23 protein-coding genes and 1 tRNA gene are annotated in these 24892 nt (G+C 65.1%); 7 read left to right on the top strand and 17 right to left on the bottom strand.

The features are described 5' to 3' along the window. From BJ987_RS09720 to BJ987_RS09710, 3 genes are all read right to left on the bottom strand, one after another. Nucleotides 1-1767: an oleate hydratase gene (locus BJ987_RS09720; RefSeq protein WP_209887099.1), complete on the bottom strand. Its 1767-nt coding sequence runs from the start codon at nucleotides 1765-1767 to the stop codon at nucleotides 1-3. 99 nt (nucleotides 1768-1866) lie between these two features. Further along, nucleotides 1867-2532: a DNA alkylation repair protein gene (locus BJ987_RS09715; RefSeq protein ID WP_209887096.1), complete on the bottom strand. Its 666-nt coding sequence runs from the start codon at nucleotides 2530-2532 to the stop codon at nucleotides 1867-1869. Nucleotides 2533-2566: 34 nt separating this feature from the next. After that, nucleotides 2567-3877: an FAD-dependent oxidoreductase gene (locus tag BJ987_RS09710; protein WP_209887093.1), complete on the bottom strand. Its 1311-nt coding sequence runs from the start codon at nucleotides 3875-3877 to the stop codon at nucleotides 2567-2569. A gap of 59 nt (nucleotides 3878-3936) precedes the next feature. Here BJ987_RS09710 and BJ987_RS09705 point away from each other — a divergent pair, with 59 nt between their 5' ends. Both BJ987_RS09705 and BJ987_RS09700 read left to right on the top strand, forming a co-directional pair. Beyond that, a complete protein-coding gene (locus BJ987_RS09705; RefSeq protein ID WP_245365886.1) occupies nucleotides 3937-4566 on the top strand; it encodes a TetR/AcrR family transcriptional regulator in 630 nt (209 codons plus the stop codon). 101 nt (nucleotides 4567-4667) lie between these two features. Beyond that, the gene (locus tag BJ987_RS09700; protein WP_209887090.1) at nucleotides 4668-5099 is read left to right on the top strand and encodes an ATP-binding protein; all 432 of its coding nucleotides are present in this window, start codon (nucleotides 4668-4670) and stop codon (nucleotides 5097-5099) included. On the opposite strand, the gene BJ987_RS09695 is transcribed toward BJ987_RS09700, so the two are convergent. Then, nucleotides 5096-5467 (bottom strand): anti-sigma factor antagonist, encoded by a 372-nt coding sequence (locus BJ987_RS09695; protein ID WP_209887087.1) that lies wholly within the window; start codon nucleotides 5465-5467, stop codon nucleotides 5096-5098. The genes BJ987_RS09700 and BJ987_RS09695 overlap by 4 nt on opposite strands. Nucleotides 5468-5529: 62 nt before the next feature. Here BJ987_RS09695 and BJ987_RS09690 point away from each other — a divergent pair, with 62 nt between their 5' ends. Further along, nucleotides 5530-6993 (top strand): dihydrolipoyl dehydrogenase family protein, encoded by a 1464-nt coding sequence (locus BJ987_RS09690; RefSeq protein WP_209887084.1) that lies wholly within the window; start codon nucleotides 5530-5532, stop codon nucleotides 6991-6993. 51 nt (nucleotides 6994-7044) lie between these two features. Here BJ987_RS09690 and BJ987_RS09685 read toward each other — a convergent pair whose 3' ends face one another. From BJ987_RS09685 to BJ987_RS09655, 7 genes are all read right to left on the bottom strand, one after another. Continuing rightward, entirely contained in the window at nucleotides 7045-7428 is a 384-nt protein-coding gene (locus BJ987_RS09685) for a VOC family protein (RefSeq protein ID WP_209887081.1), read from the bottom strand. A gap of 1309 nt (nucleotides 7429-8737) precedes the next feature. Continuing rightward, a complete protein-coding gene (locus BJ987_RS09680; protein WP_209887078.1) occupies nucleotides 8738-10576 on the bottom strand; it encodes an SIR2 family protein in 1839 nt (612 codons plus the stop codon). A gap of 949 nt (nucleotides 10577-11525) precedes the next feature. Continuing rightward, nucleotides 11526-11601, bottom strand: a tRNA-Ala gene (locus BJ987_RS09675). 83 nt (nucleotides 11602-11684) lie between these two features. Next, nucleotides 11685-12809 carry a divisome protein SepX/GlpR gene (gene sepX / locus BJ987_RS09670; protein WP_209887075.1) on the bottom strand — a complete coding sequence of 375 codons (1125 nt, stop codon included), beginning with the start codon at nucleotides 12807-12809 and terminating at the stop codon, nucleotides 11685-11687. A 214-nt stretch (nucleotides 12810-13023) separates the two neighbouring features. Continuing rightward, nucleotides 13024-13674: a GNAT family N-acetyltransferase gene (locus BJ987_RS09665; protein ID WP_209898120.1), complete on the bottom strand. Its 651-nt coding sequence runs from the start codon at nucleotides 13672-13674 to the stop codon at nucleotides 13024-13026. Nucleotides 13675-13777: 103 nt separating this feature from the next. After that, nucleotides 13778-15037 (bottom strand): molybdotransferase-like divisome protein Glp, encoded by a 1260-nt coding sequence (gene glp, locus BJ987_RS09660; RefSeq protein WP_209887071.1) that lies wholly within the window; start codon nucleotides 15035-15037, stop codon nucleotides 13778-13780. Nucleotides 15038-15112: 75 nt separating this feature from the next. Next, nucleotides 15113-16066 carry a UTP--glucose-1-phosphate uridylyltransferase gene (locus tag BJ987_RS09655; RefSeq protein ID WP_209887068.1) on the bottom strand — a complete coding sequence of 318 codons (954 nt, stop codon included), beginning with the start codon at nucleotides 16064-16066 and terminating at the stop codon, nucleotides 15113-15115. Between the two features lie 84 nt (nucleotides 16067-16150). Here BJ987_RS09655 and BJ987_RS09650 point away from each other — a divergent pair, with 84 nt between their 5' ends. The 4 genes from BJ987_RS09650 (at nucleotide 16151) to mscL (ending at nucleotide 18366) form a co-directional block, all read left to right on the top strand. Further along, nucleotides 16151-16738, top strand: coding sequence for a 5-formyltetrahydrofolate cyclo-ligase (locus BJ987_RS09650; protein WP_245365885.1), 588 nt, complete (start codon nucleotides 16151-16153; stop codon nucleotides 16736-16738). A 69-nt stretch (nucleotides 16739-16807) separates the two neighbouring features. Further along, nucleotides 16808-17113 (top strand): FmdB family zinc ribbon protein, encoded by a 306-nt coding sequence (locus BJ987_RS09645; RefSeq protein ID WP_209887063.1) that lies wholly within the window; start codon nucleotides 16808-16810, stop codon nucleotides 17111-17113. An 80-nt stretch (nucleotides 17114-17193) separates the two neighbouring features. Further along, entirely contained in the window at nucleotides 17194-17850 is a 657-nt protein-coding gene (locus tag BJ987_RS09640) for an SAF domain-containing protein (protein ID WP_209887060.1), read from the top strand. 72 nt (nucleotides 17851-17922) lie between these two features. Then, a complete protein-coding gene (gene mscL, locus BJ987_RS09635) occupies nucleotides 17923-18366 on the top strand; it encodes a large conductance mechanosensitive channel protein MscL (RefSeq protein ID WP_209887057.1) in 444 nt (147 codons plus the stop codon). A gap of 78 nt (nucleotides 18367-18444) precedes the next feature. Here the strand turns inward: mscL and BJ987_RS09630 are convergent, their stop codons facing one another. From BJ987_RS09630 to BJ987_RS09605, 6 genes are all read right to left on the bottom strand, one after another. Then, nucleotides 18445-19119, bottom strand: a complete 675-nt coding sequence (locus BJ987_RS09630) for an MspA family porin (protein WP_209887054.1) — start codon at nucleotides 19117-19119, stop codon at nucleotides 18445-18447. A gap of 60 nt (nucleotides 19120-19179) precedes the next feature. Then, nucleotides 19180-19857 carry an MspA family porin gene (locus BJ987_RS09625; RefSeq protein WP_209887051.1) on the bottom strand — a complete coding sequence of 226 codons (678 nt, stop codon included), beginning with the start codon at nucleotides 19855-19857 and terminating at the stop codon, nucleotides 19180-19182. A 695-nt stretch (nucleotides 19858-20552) separates the two neighbouring features. Continuing rightward, the gene (locus BJ987_RS09620) at nucleotides 20553-21122 is read right to left on the bottom strand and encodes a MogA/MoaB family molybdenum cofactor biosynthesis protein (RefSeq protein ID WP_209898118.1); all 570 of its coding nucleotides are present in this window, start codon (nucleotides 21120-21122) and stop codon (nucleotides 20553-20555) included. Between the two features lie 17 nt (nucleotides 21123-21139). Continuing rightward, nucleotides 21140-22513 (bottom strand): S1C family serine protease, encoded by a 1374-nt coding sequence (locus BJ987_RS09615; RefSeq protein WP_245365884.1) that lies wholly within the window; start codon nucleotides 22511-22513, stop codon nucleotides 21140-21142. Between the two features lie 94 nt (nucleotides 22514-22607). Continuing rightward, a complete protein-coding gene (locus tag BJ987_RS09610; protein WP_209887048.1) occupies nucleotides 22608-24083 on the bottom strand; it encodes a HAMP domain-containing sensor histidine kinase in 1476 nt (491 codons plus the stop codon). Between the two features lie 10 nt (nucleotides 24084-24093). Next, the gene (locus BJ987_RS09605) at nucleotides 24094-24780 is read right to left on the bottom strand and encodes a response regulator transcription factor (RefSeq protein WP_209887045.1); all 687 of its coding nucleotides are present in this window, start codon (nucleotides 24778-24780) and stop codon (nucleotides 24094-24096) included. Between the last annotated feature and the right edge of the window lie 112 nt (nucleotides 24781-24892).

Below are 24892 nucleotides of genomic sequence, written 5' to 3'. Positions count from 1 at the left end.
TTACTCCTCCGCGATCAAGTCGTATTCCTTCAACATCTCGCCGATCTCCGAGGAGTCGAGCTTCGCCAGCAGCCTCTTGCGCACCACGCTCGGTCCCGGCAGCCGTATCTCCTTGCCGTCGCGCAGCTTGCTGGTCGCCGCCAGTAGCTTGCGGACGTCATAGGTCGAGTTGAAGACCTCCGGCACCCCTCGTTCGATACCGAGCAGCTGGTAAGCCGCCTCCATACCGGTGCGGACGGAGTATTCGGTGGTGAAGATGCAATCGCGGGTGGTCTCGGCGAACTGACCGATGAACGCGAAGTTCGTCGCACCCTTGGGCACCACGTCCGGCCGGTCACCGGCTTGGCGGGGCATGAAGAACGCGGTGATATAGGGCATCATGCACGGCACGCACTTGGCGGCGTTCGCGGCGAGCTCCGGAATCTCCGCCTCCGGAACCCCCAGGTGGTACAGCCACTCCTGCGTGATCTCCGCGCCGGTGCATTCCTGCATCGGCTTTTTCACGAAGTCACCGGGCACGTCCACGAACAGCGAATACACCCACACCACGATCTGATCCTCGGGCTGCTGTTTGAAATGCGGCTGCCGATTGACCGTCCAGCTCATCAGCCATTTCGAGTCCCGGACGGTCACGATGCCACCGGTGACGACCTTGCCGCTGAACGGGTCGCGTTTGCAGATCTTCTGGATATAGCGCGGTATGCGCTCGTCGAGCGTCGTGACGGTCGCCGACTCCCACTTGGTCTTGGCGATATCCCCGGCGAAGACCTCCGGACGGCCGAAAGCCTTATCCTTGGGCGCGATTCGCCTCCACAGATCCCAGGCGGGCGCGGGGCCTTCATTCAGCCGGGCCGGAGTGTGGTGATCACCTTCGTCGGAATTCTCGGTCAGCGAGCCGATGGTGATGAACAGCAGATCATCCGCGCCCAGATCGACCCCGCCCTCGACACCCTCGGAGACCCAGTGCAGGCGCGTCGCCCGCTTGCGTCCGGCGCTCAGGTCGAAGTCGACATCGGTGACCGTCGTGTCGAATCTGAACGTGACGCCCTGGTCGAGCAGCCAGCGATACAGCGGCAGCACCAGCGATTCGTACTGGTTGTATTTGGTGAATTTGAGCGCCGAGAAATCCGGTAGGCCGCCGATGTGGTGGATGAACCGGTGTAGATACAGCTTCATCTCCAGCGCGCTGTGCCACTCCTCGAAGGCGAACATTGTGCGCCAGTACATCCAGAAGTTGCTCTCCAGGAAGTCTTTCGAGAACACCTCGTCGATCCGCTTGTTCTCCATCTCCTCGCGACTGGCCAGGAACACCTTGACGATGTCCTTCTGGCCCCGGTCGCCGAGGGTGAACAGGCCGTCGGTGTGCGCGTCCTGCCCGCGATTCACGGTGGCGCGCTGCAGGGAGAAGTTGGGGTCGTCCTTGTTCAGCCAATAGAACTCGTCGAGCACGCTGGCGTCGTCGATCTCCATCGAGGGAATCGAGCGGAAGAGATCCCACAGGCACTCGAAATGGTTCTCCATCTCGCGCCCGCCCCGGATCACGAACCCTTTCTCCGGCTCTTTGATCCCGTCGAGCGCCCCGCCCGGCAGTTTCAGCTCTTCGAAGATGGTGATCTTGTCACCGGACATCCGACCGTCCCGGATCAGGAACGCCGCCCCCGACATCGAGGCCAGGCCGGCCCCCACGAACCAGGCCGTCTTGTCGTCGACCCCCTCGGGTTTGCGCGGTCTCGCGAAAGCCTCGTAGTTGCCACTGCTGTAGTACATGTGACTCCTCTTCCGAAACAGTCGAAGTACTGGCCAGGCCGAGCTCCGGTACCCACCTTGCCGCAGAAGCGCTAATTAGCCAAGGAGTAACTGAATGGGTCAGCCCTGTCGGCGGACCATCTCGGCGATCCAGACCGGGGCGAACGGAGACGTACAGTTCGGCGGCGTCGGGTAGTCCTTCAGCACCTCGAGCCGCTCCCCGATCTCGACGGCACGGGCACGGTAGCCGGGATGCGAGATCCCGATCTGCGCCAGGCAGTGGTTCATCGCCCATTGCAGGCGATCCGGAGCGTCTTTCATCTCCGCCTCGATGACGTCGAGCAGGCCGTCCAGATCAAGTTCCTCGGGTCGCTTCGCCACGCGTTCGGTCGTCAGCGCCCAGCCGGCGCTCGCCACCACCGGTTCCGGATCGGCGAGCCAGGCCACGCGCAGTTTCTCGGCGTGCGGGCTTTTCTTGACCACGTAGTTCACCAGCCAGTCGTGCACCTTGGGCGTGTCCGCCGCCCGGATCATCGCGTCCAGCTCGTCCCGCTCGAAAGCCTTCGGACGGCAGATCAATGTGGCCAGCAGTCGGGCCGCGGTGTCCCCCGTCGCCCATAGCTGACGGGCGAGATCCTGCTGCGTCTTCAACCGCTTCGCGACCGCTCGCAACTGGCCGAGGTTCACGCCGTGATCATCACCGTGCTTCTCGTTCACCGCGCGGATCTTCGGATCCTCCAGCGCGGCCAGTTCGGCCAGCACTCCGGCCACCGTCGTCTCGGGCACCGCGGCCTCCTGTCGGTCACATAGATGATTCAGCCTAATCCGCGCCGGTGCGCACCGGGCGATCAGCACGGAGGTCCAGTGACTTGCCGCGCAACGAGTGCACCCAGGGCGCCACGCGCGTCATCCCCCAGCGCAGGATCGGGTTGCGGGTGGTGAAACGTGTCATCATCTTCTTCGCGGCTTCGACTTCGTCGAAAGAGTACGCGAGCATTTCCCGCTGATAGGCCTCGACGGCCGATTCGAGTGAAGCACCGTTTTCTCTTGCGGTGCACAACTTTTCACCGAGCAAAGCGGCGTCGCGCAGCGCGGTGTTGCCGCCGTGGGCGCCGAACGGCGGCATGGTGTGGACGGCGTCGCCCATGAGCGTGACGCGGGAGACGGACCAGCGAGTGGGCCGGATCCCGGCACGCAGGGGAACCGCCAGTGTGCAGTCGATATCGGCGGCTTCGACCAAGCGCCGAAGGAGCGGGTGGAAATCACGGGACGCATCCGCGGCGCGGCGGTACAGGGCCGCGCTGCCGAGCTGCGCATCGGAGGGAAACTCACTGTCAGGGAGAATGATCGCCCACATGACGTAGTCGTTCGCGACGGGTGGCCGCTGCGCGGGAGCGAGCCGGGCGAACGCCGCGGCGGGTGCTTCCTTGAACGACATCGTGGTGCAGAAGAACGCCGACCCCGGAGCACCCACAGAAAGCACACCACTGTCGAGAAGCGCTGGAGGCAAGAGGGTTTCGCCGCCTGAAACCAGCGGGGAACACCCGTAGATCGCCGTCATACCCGAGGGCTCGGGCGCGTGGCCGGGCAAGAGTTGTTCGCGTAGTGGCGAATTCGTGCCATCGGCCCCGACTACCAGATCCGCTCGGGCCGAAGTGCCGTCATCGAAATGCAGGGTCGCACCGTCCGCGTCGACATCGACTCGGCGGGCGGCCTTGCCGAAATGCACCCGGTCTTCGAGTCCGTCGAGCAGCAGAGCGCGCAGCGTTTGCCGGTCGGATTGACGCGGTTTGGTCAGATCCGCACCGGTCGGGTCCCCCTCGAAGGCGAAGCTGAAGATTTCTTGCATGCGCTGATTGAGGAAGCGGAAGTGGCCGCCCGCGCGGGTGTCGCCCGCGGTGGCCAGGTACAGCTCGAACAGATGCGGGGGCAGGCAGCGCCGCAACGCGCCGATGCCGTACTCGTCGGCGGTGATGCGGTAGCCCTGGCGGCGGGCGTGCGGCGATGGGTCCCGCTCGTAGACCCGCACGTCGAACCCGGCGGTGACGAGCGACTGCGCCAGGCACAGCCCGCTCAGTCCCGCTCCGGCGATCGCGATGGTCGGTGCAGTGTTCGGTGTTCGATTCGACATGGCGCAATAATCATCCGTTTGGATGATTGTGTCAACCACAAGTACAGTTTCCGGTTGTTATGGCTGACGAGACGTCGAAGGACAGCACCCGCCCCCGGTCCCGGCGCATGCCCAGCTCGGCGGAACGCCTGCGCGATGCCGAGCGCACCCGAGGCCGACTGCTCGCCGCGGCCCTGGATGTGTTCGCCGCCAAAGGTTTCGCCGGCGCCCGGGTCCAGGAGATCGCCGACCGGGCGGGCGTGAACAAGCAGCTCATCACGTATTACTTCGGCGGCAAGGACGGCCTCTATCAGGCCTTGCAACAGCAGTGGCTACAGGCCGAGGGAGACTTCGCGGCACCCGATCTGCCCCTGGACAAGCTGGTCGCCGCCTATCTGCACAACGGCTTCGACGACTCACGCATGAGCCGGTTGCTGGCATGGGAGGGCCTCGCCGAAGCCGGCGGCGCGCCGCCCGCCGCGTACGACCCCGAAGACCTCTCCGATCTGCGCCGCCGCCAAGCGGAGGGACAATTTCCCGCCGACATCGATCCCGGTGTCTTCTTGCTGGTTGTCATGGGCGCGGCGATGGTCCCCACCGTGCTGCCGCAGGTTGTGCGTCGCGTCACGGGTTTGGACCCGACCTCGCCGGAATTCCAGCGCAGGTATACCGAGCACGTGCAGCGCATCATCCGTCATCTGAGCGAGTGAAGAGACCTGTGCACCGCCCCGGTGAGTGCCACAAGTTTCCCCGGCACCATCATGGGTAGCCAGGCGTTATCTTCGGCCTGCGGCGAGTGGAGGTTTATGCAATGGGGAGACCGCTGTGGGCGCTATCGGGCCACGAGGAACACGGACCTGAGTTCGACCTCGAGACGACAGCGCAATGGCAGATCCGGGATGCTGTGCGTACGCTGCTCGCCCCCGACACGGGCGTGCTGGTGGAGGACGCGGTGCTGGTGGTCGACGAAATGGTCGCCAACGCCCTGGAACACGGCAGTGCGCCGTGGCGTTGCCGGCTCACCGTGCGAGCCGACCCCGCGCGGCTGCGGGTCGAGGTCGACGACAGCGGGCCCGGCGAACCACGCCTGCGCACCCCGGATGTGGACGGCGGGCGCGGACTGCTCGTCATCGACCGCCTGGCCAGCTCCTGGGGTGTCAGCCGTTACGTCAGGTTCAAGACGGTGTGGGCGGAGCTACCGCTCGATCGCCCGCACCTCCCCCCGGTGACCGCCGCCCCTTAACCGGCCAAAGCTTCCTCGACGCTGTGATACAGCGCCAAAACCTCCTCGAGACCCGTGATCTCGATGGGGCGGATCACCGGCCGGTTCGAGTCGACGACGACACGCAGTGGCTCCCGGCGGTTTTCGGCCTCCCCATTGGACGCGGCGAGCGCCTTCAAACCCGCGCCGCCGAGATAGTCGACATCGGTCAGATCGAGGACACAGAACGGAACCCGGGTGCGCTGCAAACCCTCCCGCACCGCCGCCGCCAGCAGCTCCGCCGTCTCCCCATCGATCTCACCGTAGACCGCGACCACAGCGGCATCGCCGACCATCCGATGCTCCACCCGGAACGTAGGCGCGGCCGGCTCCTGCTCGAGTTCACTCACCCACGGAGTCTATCGAGCCTTCCCCGCCCCGGCCGCCGAGCGCTCGATCCCGAAGGCCCATCATGTCTGATGTGAATAACCACACCTACGACGTCATCGTCGTCGGGGCCGGACCGGTCGGCGAGAATGTCGCCGACCGCACCAGCGCCGCCGGGCTCAGTACCGTCATCGTCGAATCCGAATTGGTGGGCGGCGAATGTTCCTACTGGGCATGCGAACCCAGTAAAGCGCTGTTGCGGCCCGCCCTGCTGTACGGGGAGGCCGTGCGTTTTCCCGGTGTCGAGCAGGCCGTCACCGGACCACTCGACGCCACCGCGGTCCTGAAGCACCGCAACCACACGGTGAACGACTGGAACGACAAGGGACAGGTCGACTGGCTCGACTCCGCCGGCATCACGCTGGTGCGCGGCCACGGTCGACTCGACGGAGTCAAGCAGGTCACGGTCCGGACACCCGACGGCGAGACCGTGCGATTGCAAGCCCGGCACGCCGTCGCCGTCTGCACCGGCACCCGGGCCGCCCTGCCGCCACTGCCGGGACTGGACGAACTGCGACCGTGGACCAGCCGCGAAGCCACCAGCGCCCAGGAGGTGCCGCGCCGGCTCGCCATCCTGGGCGCGGGCGTGGTCGCCGTCGAAATGGCCACGGCCTGGCGAGCACTCGGCGCCGAGGTCACCCTCATCGCGCGGGACGCACGCCTGCTCGGCCGCGTCGAATCCTTCGCCGCCGAACTGGTCGCCGACCGGCTCCGAACCGCCGGCGTCGACCTGCGATTCGATTCGGGCATCACGACCGCCGAGCGAGCGGGCGGCCCCGTCCACCTGACGCTGCGGGACGGCACCCGGATCGTCGTAGACGAAGTGCTCTTCGCGACCGGACGCGCGCCCCGCACCGACGACATCGGCATGGAGACAATCGGTTTGGCCTCCGGCGACTGGCTCACCACCGACGACAGCTTCACTGTGACCGCCGTCGAAGGCGAATGGCTGTATGCCGCCGGAGACGTCAATCACCGTGCGCTCCTTACCCATCAGGGCAAATATCAGGCCCGAATCGCGGGCGCGGTCATCGCCGAGCGCGCCGCGGGCCGCACCCTGGACACAGCGCCGTGGGGCCGCCACACCGGCACAGCCGATCTCCGCGCCGTCCCGCAGGTCGTGTTCACCGACCCCGAGATCGCCGCCGTCGGCCTGACCACCGACGACGCGGCCCGAGCCGGCCGCAAGGTCGACGTAGTCGACTACGAGATCGGCTGGGTCGCCGGAGCCCAACAGCACGACCCGAACTACCGCGGCCAGGCCCGCGTCCTCATCGACCCCGAACGCCGCATCATCGTCGGCGCCACCTTCGCCGGAGCGAACGTCGCCGAACTGCTGCATTCAGCCACCATCGCCATCACCGGCGAAGTCCCCCTGGACCGCCTCTGGCACGCCGTACCCGCTTTCCCCACCATCAGCGAAGTGTGGCTGCGCCTACTCGAAACCTATCGAGATCAACACCATCCCCGGTCAAATCCGAAGTCCTAACACCTCAACCGAACCCGCCGGTCCCCCAATTCTCCTGACCGGCGGCTTCATTCACGCCCCACCTAGCGGCCCACCGACGATCCACTCGTGCCCGAACGGATCCCGCACCCTCCCCTGCCGAATCCCATACTCCTGGTCCGCCACCCCGAACACCACCACACCCCCACCCTCGACCATCCGCCCAGCCAGCCCATCCGGATCATCGACCACCACACTCAACAACACTCCAGCGCCCACCCCCGGAGCGCTATCCACCGCATCGGCATCCTTAACCTGAAAAACCACCCCACCCGCCAACTCCAACTCCGCGAACACCACCCGCCCCGCCCCACCGTGCCGCTCCCGCACCACGGCCCCGAACACCTCCCCGTAATAACGAATAGCCTCGTCCGCACCCTCGACAACCAGCTTCGGCGTAATCTGCTCAATCTTCATAGCCCCATCCTCACCGGCCGCACCTGCGCTGGCTTGGACATTTGGCACCTTCGGCGCGATCTCCGTGGCTTACCGCCGATTCAATCGATCTGGAACTCTGGTCGGAAACTCGCGCCACGGCGGGTTCAACTATTACGACCAGAGTCGAACGACTCGGATGGCGACCGATTGCCTCGACATCGGACCGCACACGAGCGAATTACCTGCTTCCACGTCACCGGCGGCGGGCGATGACCACGGTTACGACTCGTAAGGCTCAACGACAACCCGTTCACACAGCTGTGCAATGGCGCAGCGGCATGCTTTCACGCACTCACGTGAGCACCATGTGCGACAACGGAAGCCTGTGCTATGAGACACCGTTCGGTAGAGCGGAGACGGACGCGCGACGGCGGCATACACCTTGACTAAAGCCGCCATCAGGGTTGCGACGATGTTTCGAACGCGTGTCAGCCGGATCCTTGTAAGCCCGTTGAACATTCGCAACCCGACCACGGCCGCATCGCATCAGCCATCGAAGGCATATTCGCAGCTCAGCCCAGTTGTGGGCCAACGGACTCCAACCACGCGCCAGCCCGTTCCTCGGGTACCGCAGCGGCCGTAGCAAACGATGCCTGACTGCGCAAAAGTTGGGGACCCTTGACGGGCAGAATTCCGAATGTTCAAGTTCCACAATCTGCTGTTCGGTACCGACTTCCAGGTATCGTACGAGGTCCGGGCCGCTGCTTAACGCGCAGCCAACACAAACTCCCAGCAGGAAATCCCGCAGCATCTGGACGTTACGTTCGAGTACATGTCGCTGCACCGGCAACCGGTCGGTAATTCGCCATGTCTCCCATCACAGCTTCGCGATCATGCCGACAAGCTTTACAGAACATGCATGTGATCAAACCACCAACTTCACGTCAAACGGCTTGTACTGTGCCATCATTGGCAAGCCATCGCTAAACAGCCGGAGAAGTGCCAGGTAGACCCGGGTATGCGCAATGGATAGCTCCAGTAAGCATTTTCTGTTGCTGACCCAAACTATAAAAGCACGTCGACAACCGCCCGGCAAAGTCTCACCACTTCGAGCTTGCTGCGAAATTCTCAACCCTCCGTACAACCGTTGCCGATAGAAAGGGCCAAAGGTAGCGAAGTGACCAACGAAGAAGCAGCGACAGCGCACCGATATCGCGTCGCCAATATGATTGTATCCGCTTTCAATAACGCGTTCGTTTCACCCGAAGAACTCGGAGACCAGCATCGCAATCCCGCTAAAGAAGTAATGCGCTACCGATCTAGCGACGGACTACATAGGAGCGCCGAGTCAGTTTGATGTGGGCCTTTGTAGAACTTGAATGGCCTTTACACCGGCTTCTGCAATCAATTGCGCCAACTTGAGTCTCTGGTTATGACTCAGCAGCGACAGCTGTGAGGTATCGCGCGGATTCTCGGGATCGCCTTTTTCACGTATTCGCATCGTGCTATGAAGGACTACGCTGCCGATTAGAACACTATGTTCAGACTGCGCACCGATTCCGAGATCCGACTCACTGCACCCCAGGGGTACCGCGATAAAAGTTCGCCACGGCCGCTTAGCGTCGTCATATCTATCAAAATCCAAATAATCGATCACGGTCTGTCCCCGAAATACCGACTTCGCTGCGGAGAATTCCGAGTTAGGCAAGACCCATCCCAAACGGCCTCCCAGGTTCGCACCGTCGCGATGAGCGTATGCAGACGATCCAGCCATGAACACCTTGAATTCAGCCGTCGATGCCGCATCGGGTGCGAATTGGCGCAACCATAGAAATAGACCAAAACGTTCATGTTTAAGCTGATCTTGTTCAAGTTTATAACCGCCAAGTTCAGCAGCCGTACAACCTCGAACGATTCTTTGAGCGAAGTCCAGGGGGCCGTCCGTAGCACAAATAACGCCATCCAAAGCCTCACTCAAATCGCGAGAGAAGTCGTCGGATGGCGCCACACAGCCATTTTTGGTACCAACTATGTCATGGACAGCAGCAAGCACACGCCGAAATCGGAACCCGTATCTTATCGATTTATCAGCATCGCTTTCGAGATAAGCTTGCGGATCTTCGATGGCGGCGCACAACTCCATCACGACCTGTGCCACCTGTGAATAACTCTTCAGCAGGATTGCCGATACACCCAATCGTTCCGCCAGATAAGTCTTCTGACTCAAACGGTATGAAAACGCCGTCTGACCTGGTATCCCCATGTCGTGCTCAGGGGAGACGACGCCATCCGAGGAAAGGAGGCAGAATATATCGTTCGAACCGGCGGTGTCAGCCAGGCTCGCCAAAGGACCCACGACGCTGGGGTCGGTCATGCCCGTGCCGACGAATAGCGTGATGGAGTTCTTGGTGCCGATCGCCTGTTCTATCAACACCTGAACTTGCGGTCCGTACGCGAGATAATCGGACTCTCGCAGCATAATCGGTTCAATTCGACTTCTATCGCCGAGATTCTTGTCAGGACGCGATGAAATATAGCCATGCAGGTGGAGTACCGTATTTTTAGAATCACTGAACAGTTGATCGAGCCAATCCGAACACTTCTGGTCCAGCCATTCGGCCGCGCTACGCTGAACACCACGGCGATCAGCGGTTCTATTGCCATACGCGTCGATTCCAGTTATTTGAGTTGGCAGTCCCATGGCAGCGACGGCACGCTTTTCGCCAACTAAACGAAGAGACTCCTCGATCTGATCGTCATAGTTCGTGGTGATGATTCGACACCGCTCACCCAGCAGCGCGGATAGCTTGGCTACAGCCATCGCCAGTTGGCCACCGAAATCTCCATTTTCTTCGCGCACGCTATAAAGCGCATCTGCAATTGCGTCACTATTTTGCTTGTAATCTGGCAGCAGTGCCAAAATAAGGTCAGCCTTGCGTGTGAGGGAAGCCTCGTCTGCGAGTATTGCAGCACGTATTCCCTCGGATTCTTTGATTTGGATAAGCTCAGCCAGGCGCCTTATGAGACCATGCCAGGTAGGAAGCCCTGCGTCGGTAGTCAATCCGGCGCCGCAGAATATAGTCACACGGCAGGAGGGGTCTTGCAATTTTTCTACAAGTCGCTTTAATTCCGGTTGACGCGTAAACGATATCAAGTTATTCGTTGACTTGATTTCCTCATCAGTCATGGTTCCTCACCAATTAACATCAATAAAATGAACGGCATTCGGCATAAGGGGCACCTGTTTCGCGCGAACCAACCGATCTCAAGGGTTCAATGAGCAGCGAGCCGACGTCACTCGGCCGGCAACGTACGTACATAAGTCCCCTGTTGCAAGTTCAAACCGCTTCTCGCATTCAGAACGACCAGTCGGGTTTGCAATATCCTCAACGTCCTCGCATCGAGTTGCCTCGACTCGAGTGGCCGTTTGGTCGGTCGTTAGCGTAAGGAACGGCGGGTGGACCTGAACATATCGAGTTTAACAGGATCTGGTAATCGACGGACCGAGACGAGTGGCATCCCGCACGCACCGAGCGAGAAGTTTCCGGGCCTCTCTGCGGCCAGAACTGTGCGGCTTTCGTCGAGTCGGTGTCGCAACATCGGCCGACCAGTTGCGGCACGCCATTTCGCCACCACCGCCCCGAAGCCCCATCCAGAGGTGCCGCCGAGGCAGCAATAACGCCGGCGGAGAAGCTCAGCGCTCGTACGCTACCGCAGTCGCAGTCGCACCGTCGGCATTTGCGCGAGCCGCGACAGGGGCCCGCAGGGCCCGCAACCCCGCAGACGCCTTGCCGAACAACCACTCGCCGCCTTCAGACATATTGCTTCCGTATACGCTGCCTTAGTTTTAGTATACATGACTATAACATCGGCGAGGCCGACGGGCTCGCGGCGTCGACTCGGTGTCGCACGGACCTGGCCGCAGGCAGCCTGGATGAGCCGCATCCGGTGCAGTCGCCGAGTGGCCGAGAGGATCGTCCCGGGACTTCGCGGGCGATCCGGCGGGGTCTTTCCGTTCCTTACATTCAGGAGGCGCAGGATCGGAAGTCGGGCTACTTGTGGTCCTGCGGTGGCCGAAACGAAAAAATCCCCCACCCGCCGGATCTCTTCGAGACCGGATTCGGGTGAGGGACATCTGGTGGAGCTAAGGGGAATCGAACCCCTGACCTTCTCGATGCGAACGAGACGCGCTACCAACTGCGCTATAGCCCCGTGCGGATCCCTGGGGAACCGCGCTGAGACACTGTATCAGGCCAGGACCCGGGATACCGAATCGGCGGTTTGAGCTGGGGAAACTATTCGCCGACCGCGTGGCGGTAGTCGCCGGCGCCGTGGCGTTCGCGCAGGGCGCGGGCGGTGGCGGGGTCGAAGGTTTCCAGGTGGACGAACATGGGGTCCTCGTCGTCGGCTTCCAGCAGGGTGGAGCGGCGACGGAGGGCGCGGGCGGTCTCGCGGTCGATGGTGCGGCGACGGGCGCGAGCCTCGGCCTGGCGGGGGTCTTCGGCGGGGTCTTCGCCGCGCTGCTGGGCGCGGGTGAGGCGGGCGGCGCGGCGGCGGCGGATGTCCTCTTCGATGCGGACCTGCCGGCGTAGGTAGCCGAGGTAGGTGGCGAGGACGACGGCGCACAGGCCGCTGACCCACCAGAAGATCGCGGTGAAGACGATGCCGAGGCCGCCGCAGGCGATGGCGCCCAGCAGGAGGCCGAGCACGGCGCGCTGGCGGAAGGTGTAGCGGGCGGCGCGGGCGATGGCGTCGGCTTCCGGATCGAAGCCGCCGCGGCCGCGCCGGGAGGGGACGAAATCGGGGTCCGCGGCGTCGGTTTCGTGGTCGTCGTATTCGGGATCGAAGTCCTCGAGCCGGGCGGGCGCGGCACTGTGGGCAGGCATGGCGACCGACTCCGGTTCGCTGTGCTCTTCGGCCACGTCGTCATCATCGGCCGAATCCGCGCTGTCCGCAGCGGTTCCGGCGGTTACAGTGTCGGTCGAGTCGAATTCCGGGTCCAGGGCGGCGAATTCGGCCTCGTCGGCGAGTTCGGCCTCGATGGTCCGCTCGTCCGCCAGTTCGACGGCGGCGCTGTCGGGTTCCTCGGCCGCGCTGGGGCCGGCCTCGAGTGCCGGGGTGGTGCCGGCTAACTCGTCCTCAGGGTCGGTGACTTCCTCGGCCGGGGTCATCCGGTGCTCCGCATCATCGCTGGGGAAGAACTTTCTGTGCGCACGGCTCGGTCTGTAATCGGGATCGCTGTCGTGCCCGGCGGCCGGGCCGGTCTTCATCCGCCGCTTGGAGCCGCCACGGTGCAGAACTCTCGTCGCCAGTGCCGCGTCGGTGGTCTGCCGGATCCTGGGGTGCCGGTCGGCGAGGATCGGGAACAGCACGAAGACCCAGAGCACGACCAACCCGATCCACAGAATCGAATTCGGCATCTTCCCTTTTCACACCTCCGTCCCCACTGGTTCCGATGGCGCTCGACGCACCACTGACGTCCGTAGGTTAATTCGGGGACGCATCAACATCAGGCAGGCGCGCCGTGCACATCTGCCACATCTGTCACAAGAATCCCCACTTTCAAGCGTTTCTCACAGAAGTTCGGCGAACTCGGGGATATCTTGTGCGGTTACCGAGGTAGCGAATCCGCTTTCAGGGCAGGGTTACTCGGCCGTCGCGCACCAGTCGATCGACGACGGTGCCCATGACTTCCTCGATGGTGATCCCCACCAGCAGGTGATCCCGCCAGGCCCCGTCGACGTCGAGATACTTGCGCAGCAAACCCTCTTCACGGAACCCGACATTGCGCAGTACGGCCTGGCTGGCCAAATTCTCCGGCCGCACCGTGGCCTCCACCCGGTGCAGGCCGACCGGGCCGAAGCAGTGGTCGAGCCCGAGTCCCAGCGCCGCGGTGGCCACGCCCTGGCCGCTGAGATCCTTGGCGACCCAGTAGCCGATCCACGCCGAACGCAGCGCGCCGCGCACGATATTGCCCACCGTGAGCTGCCCGCTGAAGTTGCCGTTCACCTCGATCACCAGCGGGATCATCGCTCCGCGCCGGGCTTCGGCCTTCAGGCTGGACCACAGCGACGGCCAGTTCGACGCGTGATTGCGCGCCTCCCAGGCACCCCGGCCGGTCGGCTCCCACGGCTCCAGATGATCGCGGTCGCGCAGGCGGATCCGGCTCCAGGCCGCGGCGTCACGCAAACGCACCGGGCGCAGCGTCACCTCTCCGGCCGGGCACCGCACCGGGCCCAACCGCGCGGGCCATCCCGGATGCTGCGTGACCCGGAAAACGTTCATCGTCTCCATCAGCTCCCCAGTCGCGCCGCGAGCTCAATACCCGCCGGAGGCAGCGCAGTGTAACCACGGAGGGTGTTGCCGGTGGCGCATATCGGATACCGCATCAGCCACGCTGTGCGAGAAACGCGACCCGGACCTCGTCCCCGGTCCTGATTTCGGTGTCGTCCGGATCGATCATGATCAGGCTGTTGGCCTCGGCGAGCGTCGCCAGCAGATGCGAGGACGAACCGGCCGCGCCGCCCAGCGGTTGGACCAGGTAATCCCCGGTGGTTTCGTCGCGCATCAGCTGGGCGCGCAGATAGCCCTTGCGACCCGCCATCGAGGAGATGGGGGTGATGGTCCTGGCCCGGATGACGCGCCGCATGGGGTGCCTGCGCCCGAGCGCGATCCGGATCAGCGGCCGCACCATGACCTCGAAAACCACCAACGCGCCAACCGGATTGGACGGTAGTAGGAAGGTCGGAACCTCGTCCCGGCCGAGCCGGCCGAAGCCCTGTACCGAGCCGGGATGCATGGCGACCCGGGCGATCTCCAGCTCACCGAGCCCTTCCAAGGCTTCCCGGACCTGCTCGGAAGCCCAGCCGCCGACCGCGCCCGCGATCACCACGACCTCCGAACGCACCAGCTGGCCTTCGACCACGTCACGCAGCTGCCGCGGGTCGGTGCTGATGATGCCGACCCGGTTCACGTCGGCGCCCGCGTCGCGCGCGGCCGCGGCCAGGGCGTAGGAGTTCACGTCGTAGACCTGGCCCGGACCCGGTGTGCGATCGATATCGATCAGTTCGCCGCCGACCGAGATGACCGAGAGCCGCGGCCGCGGATGCACGAGCACCTTGTCCTGCCCGACCGCGGCCAGCAAACCGACCTGGGCGGGCCCGATGATGGTCCCCGCCCGCACCGCGACATCGCCCGGCTGCACGTCGTCGCCGATGCGGCGCACGTAGTCGCCGGAGCGCACGGTCTCGTAGACCTTGATCCGCGCGCGACCGCCGTCGGTGAAGTCCAGCGGGAGAACGGCATCCGCGAGGGTCGGCAGCGGCGCACCGGTATCCACTCGCACCGTCTGGCGCGGCTGCAACCGGATCGGCTGCCGCGAACCCGCGACCACCTCGCCGACCACCGGCAGCGTGAGGTCGACGAGTTCGCCGTCCTCGTTGCGGATATCGGTGCCCGCGGCGGCGACGTCGACGCTGCGCACCGCGTAACCGTCGATCGCGGCCTGGTCGAAACCGGGCAACGGCCGTTCGGTGACCACGTCTTCGGCGCACAGCAGGCCCTGGGCCTCGGAGATCGCGACCCGGACCGGCCGGGGCGCGACGGCCGCCGCGGTCACCTTGATCTGCTGGTCCTCAACCGAGCGCATCGAGCCCTTCCCTGATCTGGCGTCGCACTGAATCTTTCCTTCGTACCCGACCCCGCGCCGCCAGCGAAACCGATCTCAGTCGTAGGGCGTCAATTGCGGGTCCCACTCCGCACTCAGCCGGTGCTGCAACCACTCCCGCAGGGCGGGGCCGTATTCCTCACGTTCCAAAGCGAAATCGACCGCAGCACGAAGATAACCGCCCGGGTTGCCCAAATCGTGGCGCGACCCACGGTGCACCACAACGTGTACCGGATGCCCCTCCTCGATCAGCAGCGCGATGGCGTCGGTGAGTTGCAGCTCACCACCGGCGCCGGGCTTGATGCGGCGCAGCGCGTCGAAGATGGCCCGATCCAACAGGTATCGGCCGGCGGCGGCGTAGGTGGAGGGCGCGTCGGCCAGCGCGGGCTTCTCCACCATGCCCTTGACGCGGAGCACATTGGGGTTCGCCGCGTCCGGCACCGGCGCCACATCGAAGACGCCGTAGGAGCTGACCTCGTCCTTGGGCACGTCGATGGCGCACAGCACCGTGCCGCCGCGCTTGCGGCGCACCCGGCTCATCACATCGAGCACGCCACAGGGCTGCACCAAGTCGTCGGGCAGCAGCACCGCGATGGCGTCCTCGTCGTCGTCGAGCACGCTCTCGGCCTGCGCGACCGCGTGCCCGAGGCCCAGCGGCTCCTCCTGGATCACGGAGACCACGTCCAGCAGGCCGGGCGCCTTGCGCACCTTCTCCAGGAGCTTGAACTTGCCGCGCTCGGCGAGGGTGCTCTCCAGCACCAAGTCCTCGACGAAGTGCGCGACCACGCCGTCCTTGCCGGGGGAGGTGACGATCACCAGGCGGTCCGCGCCGGAGTCGGCGGCTTCTACCGCGACCAGCTCGATACCGGGGGTGTCCACCACCGGCAGCAACTCCTTGGGCACCGTCTTGGTCGCGGGCAGGAACCGCGTCCCGAGTCCGGCCGCGGGCACGACGGCCGTGCGGAAACACGAAACCGCACCATTCGCGGAGTGTCCGGTATTTGCTGTCATGGGCATACCCTATCCATCCATCACATCGCCCCAGCGCCGTCTGGCGGCGGTGGGGCTTACGCGGGTGAGCATATGGTGATCATCATGGAGATGCCCGGTGAGACCGATAAACATGCATGGCGCTCCAAAATTCTCAGACAACGGAGTGCCCAGCCCGCCACCGAGCATGCGGACGAGGCTCGACTACTCGCGAAAACCACGGGCAAACTCGCAGTGAACGGGTGGGTTTGCGCCTATGTGCCGGTGCGCGGCGAGCCGGGTTCGCGGGAGATGCTCGATGCGCTCTGCGTCGGCGGGTCGCGTGTCCTCTTACCTGTGACGGGGCCGCCCGGTCCGCTGCGATGGGCCGAATACACCGGTCCGGACAGTTTGCAGCCCGCGCGTTTCGGCTTGCTCGAGCCGACCGGCGCGGCGCTGGGCGTCGAGGCGGTCGGGCTCGCCGAATTGATCCTGGTGCCCGCGCTCGCGGTCGATCTACGCGGTGTGCGGCTCGGGCGTGGCGCCGGCTACTACGACCGCACGCTGGCGGCGGCCCGGCCGGAAGCTCGGTTGATCGCGGTCGTGCGCGACGACGAACTGGTCCCCAGGCTCCCGGAGGAACCACATGACCTGCGTATGGGCTGGGCGCTGACGCCCCGCGGCGGGTTGCGGCAACTGGGTAGCGTGGAATGAATGCAGGATTGGCGATGTTGGCACTGTCGCCTGTAGAGTGCCAGTTCGACGAGACCAGCGGAGGATCCTGTGCCAACTTATTCGTACGCGTGCACCCAGTGTGACAACCGCTTCGACATCGTTCAGTCCTTCAGCGACGACGCCCTGACCGTCTGCCCCGAATGCTCGGGCAAACTGCGCAAGCTGTTCAACTCGGTCGGCATCGTCTTCAAGGGCAGCGGCTTCTACCGCACCGACAGCCGCGGCGGCGCGTCCACCGCGAGCGAGCCCGCGAAGTCGGACAACGGGTCGAGCAAGAGCACCGAATCGAGCTCTTCGTCGAGCGACGGCGCCGCCAGCAGCTCCACCACCAGCCCCGCGGCCGCCGCCAGCTGAGTTATCCACAGCTAGGGAGTTATCCCCAAGCAGCGTAATTCCCGGGCGTGGCGCGATATTCGCGGCCATAGGATCCGGCCATGAAATCGCGCACCGATCTCGGCCGAGAAAACCCGCTGCGCGCGGTTTTCGACAATCGCCCGCCCTGGGCCGACCTGTTGCTGGTCCGCAGAATGCTTGCCGCCGCACTCACCGTGCTGGCGGCAGTGCTGTTTCTTCGTGGTGATCCGGATACGCACCCGGTCCACGTCGTCGTCGCCGAGCGCGACCTACCGCCCGGCCGATTGCTGGAAGCGGGCGACTTGCGCAGCGCCGTATACGAATCCGGCTCCCTCCCCACGCACGCCGTGCGCGATACCGGCGCACTACTAGGCAGTACCTTGACCGGCGCCATGCGCGCCGGTGAAGTGTTCACCGACCTGCGCGTCGTGAGTCCCCGGCTGGCCGCGGTGGCCTCCGGCGCGGCCGACGCGCGCATCGTCCCGATTCGCCTCGCCGACAACGCCGTAGCGGAAATCCTGCGGGCCGGTGATCGCGTCGATGTGGTCGGCACGGAGGACGGCGGCGATCGGCCCGCCCGCACGCTGGCCAGGGATGCGGCGGTGGTCCTGGTATCCCGTCCGGCCGACCGGCGCGGGCAGCCGGAGCCGGTGGTGCTGGTGGCCATGGACGCCGCCCACGCCACCGCCGTCGCGGCCGCATCGCTGCGCACCGCGCTCACGGTGGTCTTCCACTGAGCCACTAGCATCGGCAACCGATCGCGGCTCCGCGCAGCCAGTCAGCTTCATCCGAACAGGAGAGATCCGGCCATGCTCAAGGGATTCAAAGACTTCATCTTCCGGGGCAACGTCCTCGATCTGGCTGTGGCCGTCGTGATCGGCACCGCCTTCACCGCGATCGTGAGCGCCTTCACCGACGGAATCATCAAGCCGCTGCTCGCGGTCTTCGGCGGCACCAATGAACTCGGCTGGGGCTTCCAGATCATGTCCGGTAAACCCGCCACCTTCGTTCAGCTGGGCACGATCGTGGGCGCGGTCATCGACTTCCTGCTGATCGCCGCAGTGCTCTACTTCGTCCTGGTGACTCCGGCGAACCGGATCATGGCTCGCTTCGGCTCCAAGCAGGCGGCGGCCACCGAGATCGCCCTGCTGACCGAGATCCGGGATCTGCTCGCCGCCCAGCGTGACGGCGAGAGCGGCCCGGATAAGAGCACCGGTTCGGGCTCCGGGACGACCACGATTCGCGAGGTGTAATTCCCTGCGCGGCAAGACAAAAGAACGGGCCCGCCGCGAAAGCGACGGGCCCGTTCCGGTATTCGGGTTCAGCGTGAATCAGCCGAGGCTGAAGGGCTGGCCCCAGAGCACAACGTAGGACATCACGTTGTCGGTCTCGACCTTGACGCGCACGAAGGCGCGAGCCTGCGCGTAGCCGCCACAGCCGCCGAGGCCGATGGTCGTATCAGCCCAGGACACCGAGCCGTTGGTGCCCTTGAAGCGGTTGTTGGTGGAGTGATCCTCGTTGCCGAAGTCATCCGCAACTTCGCGGTCGAGCACGTAGAACGACGTCGCCTGGCCGGGGCCGAGCGACAGGTTGCCCCCGCCGTCGGCGGAAGGACTGGCCGTGACCGAGTCACCGCCCTGCTTGAACGTGACGCCGGCGCCCGCGTCCACGCCGCCGCCGTCGATATTGACCTGGCAGCCGACGACGTAGCCCGGGTAGATCTTGCCGCCGACGGCGCCGGAGCCCGAGAGCTCGACGACCGCGGTGCCGGAGACCCACGCGTTGCGGTGCAGCGGGGTGGAGCCCATGGACGGGTTGATGTTGGCCGACTCACCGACCAGCTTGACGGTCACGACGGTGCCGTCGGACAGGGTCTTGGACATTTCGCCACCCGGCAGCGGCACGAAGGTGTCCGCGTTGGCCGCACCGGTGGAGAACAGGCCCATGGCGATGGTGGCGGCGGCACCCACACCGGCAACCTTCGCCAGGTTCTTACGGTTGATCATGTTATTCCCTCAGGGGTTTGAAGTTTCGGCGAGAAGAGGATTCGACGATTCGAAGACGGGTCAGCCAATGCTGAACGGCTGGCCGTACAGGGTGGTCTTCGAGTAGTGATCGCCGATGATCTCGACCACGGTGTAGGAGCGCGCCTGGGCGTAGCCCGCGCAACCCTGGATCTGCATCTCGACGTCCTGGTACTCCACGGAGTACACGCCCGCCTTGGGAATGTCCTTCAGTTCGACCGCGACCCACTTGACCTCGCCGGGGCCGAGGGACAGACCCAAGGAACCGCTGAGGCCGAGGCTGCTCATGTCGATGGAGGCGCCACCACCGACGCTGATCGCGTCGTCGGAGATGCTGACCTGGCAACCGATGATGTATCCGGTGTTGATCTGCGACTGACCGTGGGTCGAGGAGTTGTTGGTGCCGGGGTTGTTGGCCGGGCCGTTCCACGGACCGGCGGTGCCCTCCGGAGTAGCGGTCACGTCGGCGGTCGCGTTGCCCGAGACCCAGACGACGCGCCCGGCGCCGTTGGCGGCCAGCGACGGCGAAACAACGGCATGCTCACCCGTGCGGGTGATGGTCACGCCCGGACCGACCTTCTGACCGTCCGGCAACGGCACGAAGACATCGGCATTGGCGGCCCCGGTCGAAAACAGACCCATGGCAACGGCCGCGGCAGCACCGGCCACGCCGGCAGCGCGGGCACTGCGACGCAGACCGTTGGTGCGGTTCTCGCTCATACTTCCCCTCATCAGGTTCTAACAGTCAACCTCGACCATCGAGGTTGGATGGTCCTCTCAGGCCCAGCTCAGTGTGTCGTCCGTTTGTTGCCGGTGTGTAACCGGCCGTAATTTCGGCGCAACGGCCTCAGCTGGCAACGGAACCGAGCCAGGGTTCCGCCGGGTCGGCAACGTTCGTGACGTACCCGGGCCTGTGGGGTCCATAGTTGTGGGTGGCTCTGGCCGAAGATTAAACCGTAGGTAACAGCGTGGCAACGCGGGCTTTGGTAAAGAACATAGTGATGTAGATCACAGTGCCATTCATGCCCATATCGCTTGACGTGCATAGATGCAGCGGGGAAGGGTTCCGGAGCGACTAATTCGACCACGCGCGGCGCAACGAGGCCATTCGCGAGTACGAGTCAGCACCGTATTGAAATGGCGTGGATCACAGTTGTAAAACAAAAACGGTGAGGCCGCGGCGGCTATATATCCGTTCGGAATACGGAGTGCGGCCGTAGATAAAGCTCAACCGTGGTGCGGAGGCACCTGGGAGCGCAGCCAATCGTCGGAAGCGGACGCGGTCTCGGATTCGTCACCGCGCTCATCGCGAGTGGTGTCGGGCAGTGCGTCGCCGAAAATCTCGGCCAAACGCGCGGCGTCCCTCGCCCGGCGGTGAGCCGGGCGAGGATCGTCGGAAGAACCGGTGCCGCTGATTATTCGGCCAATCCGGAAAGTTCGCCGATCGCCTTACTGGCGAGCGGCCCGAGAGTTGCCATGCCGTCCCGGACGGCGGCGCGAGTGCCCGGCAGATTCACGACCAGGGTGCTGCCGGAAATACCGGCGAGCCCGCGCGACAGGCCGGCGTCCAGCGAGCCCGCAACCCGGCCGGAGGCACGCAGCGCCTCACTGATGCCGAGCAGCTCACGATCGAGCACCTGGGCGGTGGCTTCGGGGGTGACATCGCGCGGCGACATTCCGGTGCCGCCCACCGAGATGACCAGGTCGACACCGCCGATCACCGCGGTGTTCAGCGCATTACGAATTTCCACCTCGTCGGCCTGCACCGAAACCGATGCGTCGACTAGGAAACCCGCCTCGGTGAGCAGCTCGGTGACCAGCGGTCCGAGCGAGTCCACACCTCCATGCGCCGTTCGATCGTCGACGACCACCACCAGTGCACGCCCCGCCACAGGAGCATCGATTTCCATGCTGCTCACCGTAGCGCCTGCCGTGGCCTGTTCGACGGCTGAGTTGGCAACAGCACTGAGGTCCGAAGGAGACATCAACATGATCTACCGCCTTACGCAGGAGCGCCGGTGAGGGTGACCTCGACGGTCTTGGGATTGTTACCCTGTTCATCGGTGTAGGTGACCTTCACCTTGTCGCCGGGCTGGTGTGAACGGACCGCCGCGATGAGGGCATTACCGGAATCGATCGGCCGGTCGTTGAGCTTGGTGATGACCGCGCCCGCCGGGATGCCCGCCTTGGCCGCCGGGCCGTCCGGCGTCGCCTCCAGGACCAGGGCGCGATCGCCCTCGGGACGAAGTTTGATGCCGATCTGGGCGTAGGTGGCGTGGCCGGTCTTGATCAGCTGATCGGCGACGCGACGTGCCTGGTCCACCGGGATCGCGAAGCCGAGACCGATGGAGCCGGTCTGCTGACCGGCCATCTCGTTGGCGCCCAGGCTGGCGATGGCGGTGTTGATGCCGATCAGCTTGCCGCTCGAATCGACCAGCGCACCACCGGAATTGCCGGGGTTGATGGCGGCGTCGGTCTGGATCGCGTCGATCACCGGGTTGGGCGTATTCGGGCTGGAGCTGCCCTCGCCGCTGGTGGACACCGGGCGGTTCAACGCGGACACGATGCCGGTGGTCACGGTGCCGGCCAAGCCGAGCGGGGATCCGATCGCGATCGCGGGCTGACCGACCTGCAGATCGGCGGAATTGCCGAGCTCGATCGGGGTCAGGCCGGTCTTATCGGCCTTGATCACCGCCAGATCGGAGACCGGATCGTTGCCGACCATGGTGGCGGGCGCGGTGCTGCCGTCGCTGAAGACGACCTCCATCTTGGAGTTGGCGCCCGCTCCGGCGGCCACATGATTGTTGGTCAGGATCAGACCGTCGGAGGACAGCACCACACCCGAACCCTCGCCCTCGGCGCGGTTGCTGGCGACCTTGATCATCACCACGCTGGGCACCACCTTCTGGGCCACGGCCTGCACCGACCCGGCGGGAGCGTTGGATACGTCGTTGACCTTCGGTCGCGGGGCCTCCAGAGCGTTGGTGACCGACGTGCCCGAGCCGTCCCGATCGGCGACCACGGCGCCCACCACGCCGCCGATGCCGCCACTGACCAGCGCCAACGCCAGCGCGCCGGCCAGTAGGCCGGTCCGGATCGGCCGCCGCAGCGGCTGCGGTGGTTGTACGCCGTAGGGTGCGCCAGGATGCGGCGGAAAGGACTGAGTCGCGTATCCGGGCATCGCCGCGTATTCCGGTCCCGATTCCGGGCCCGGGAACGGCGCCGCCCGATAATGGCTTCCGGTGGAATACGGGCCGGGCTGCGAATACGGGGCGGATGTGCCCCAGCCCGTGTGGCCTGAATTCTCGGCATGCGCCGCCGGGATGTGCTCGGTCGGCTGCGGACCGCTGGTGCCGGACTTGTCTTCCTCGGTCATGGCTTCTCGTTTCTCCCTAAGCGTCTGCGACCAACCATGATGGCGACGGATAAGAGTGGACTGAGATCCTGCTTTGACCCTGCTTTCAGTTTCTTCAGAGGTCCGCGGCGGCGTCGTCCATTTCCGGCAGCACACCGGGCGCAGCGCCCTCACCAGGTAACACAATACGGATCTGGGCACCGCCCCGGTCGGAAGTGTCGATGGTGATGGTGCCGCCGTGTTTGGTCACGACTTGTTTGACGATGGCCAATCCGAGACCTGAGCCGGGCATGGATCGCGCGGCGGTGGTCCGGTAGAACCGTTCGAAAACCAGCTCGCGTTCCGGGGCCGGAATTCCGGGGCCGGCGTCGTCGACGGAGAGTTCCAATAGTCCGCGACCGGTCTCGCGCATGGCTACGTGCACCTGCGCGCCGGCCGGACTCCATTTCGCGGCATTGTCGAGCACGTTGAGTACCGCGCGTTCCAGCCCCGCCTCGTGGCCGTACATGAACCACGGGCGCAGTTCGGCCACGAACTCGATCGAGCCGCGCCGCCGCCGCGCCCGTTCCAGCGCGCGCTCGGTCACCTCGCCGAGATCGATACGGTCGTAGACGGTTTCGGGGGCGTCCTCGCGGGCCAGGTCGACCAAGTCGCCGACCAGCTGGGACAGTTCCTCGATCTGGGCGACGACGTCCGCGCGCAGCTCCGCCATGTCCTCCTCGGGGATGCTCGGCGCACCCGGCCGGCTGGATGCGATGAGCAATTCCATATTGGTGCGCAGGGAGGTGAGCGGCGTCTTCAGCTCGTGCCCGGCGTCGGCGACCAAGCGGCGCTGCCGGTCCCGGGATTCCGCGAGCGCGCGCAGCATGGTGTTGAAACTCTCGGTGAGCCGGGCCAATTCGTCATCGCCGGTGACCGGGATGGGGGTCAGGTCGTCGGTGCGGGCGATGCGCTCGGTGGCCGAGGTGAGCCTGGCGATGGGCCGTAACCCGGTGCGACCCACCGCGGTTCCGGCGGCCGCGGCGAGTACGACACCGCACCCGCCGACCACGAACAGCAGCCAGGCCAGCCGGTCGAGCACCTCGCGGGTCGGCTCCAGGCGCTGCGAAATGATCAGGGTCGCGCCGGAATTGGTCGGCATGGCGAGTACGCGTTGGTTGTGCACCGTGCGCAGTGAGGACGGCAGTTTGCCGTCGGCGACCGCGAGTTCCTGACTGCCGACGGGCGGAATTGTCTGCTGCGGTGGCATATACGGTTTGTGGTCCGCGAAAATCAGTGCCACGCCGACGTCATTGGAGAACAAACCCGCCAGCACGATCGACTGGAAGCCGAGATTCTCGAAGTTGTTGTTGATCATCGTCTCGGCGCGCGCCTCGAGCTGTGAGTCGACATCGTTGTAGAGAGCGCGCTCCACCATCGCGTAGGCGGCGATGGAGGTGACGGCCACCGCGATAGCCACCACCGAGGCGGCCAGCAGGGTCACTCGCCACCGCAACGACACCGACCGGGTCAGCGGCATCGGCGGGCGCATCTCGGGGTCGTGCTGACCGAGGGGGGCGACCACCGGGCGCCGGGGAAGACTGCGTGCCATGACTCCCGGCCTACGGAGGGGTCTCGCGCAGCACGTAGCCGACGCCGCGCACGGTGTGGATCAACCGCGGTTCGCCCTCGGCCTCGGTTTTGCGGCGCAGGTAGCCGATATAGACCTCGAGCGCGTTGCCGGAGGTCGGGAAGTCGTAGCCCCAGACCTCCTCCAGGATCCGGCTGCGGGTCAGCACCCGGCGCGGATTGGCCATCAACATCTCCAGCAACGAGAACTCGGTGCGCGTGAGGCTGATCGAGCGGCTGTCACGCCAGACCTCCCGGGTGACCGGGTCCAGCGACAGGTCAGCGAACCGCATGGCCTCCGAGGCGTCGTCCGGGTCGGTGGCGCGACGGCGCAGCAGCGCGCGCAGCCGGGCCAGCAATTCCTCCAGCGCGAACGGCTTGGGCAGATAGTCGTCGGCGCCCGCGTCCAAGCCGGCGACCCGCTCGGAGACCGAATCCCGGGCGGTCAGTACCAGAATCGGCAGGTCGTCACCGGTGCTGCGCAGACGACGGCACACTTCCAGGCCGTCCATGCGCGGCATCATCACATCGAGGACGAGGGCGTCGGGTCGCTGCGCGTTGGCCTTCTCCAGGGCATCGACGCCATCCACGGCGAGGTCGACGGTGTACCCGTTGAAGGTCAGCGATCGGCGCAGCGATTCCCGGACGGCGCGATCGTCGTCGACTACCAGAATGCGCATGCCCCCAGTTTGGCCCCACCGACTGAGAGTGCACTGAGAGGGGAGGTCGCGACACGCCGGAGCGGGCTGGTCATCATTCAGCAACCCTCGAATTGCAGGCTGAACTGCGCGC

It is taken from the genome of Nocardia goodfellowii (assembly GCF_017875645.1).
In the GTDB taxonomy this organism is placed as follows: Bacteria; Actinomycetota; Actinomycetes; order Mycobacteriales; family Mycobacteriaceae; genus Nocardia; species Nocardia goodfellowii.
This window is presented reverse-complemented; position numbering and strand designations above follow the sequence as displayed.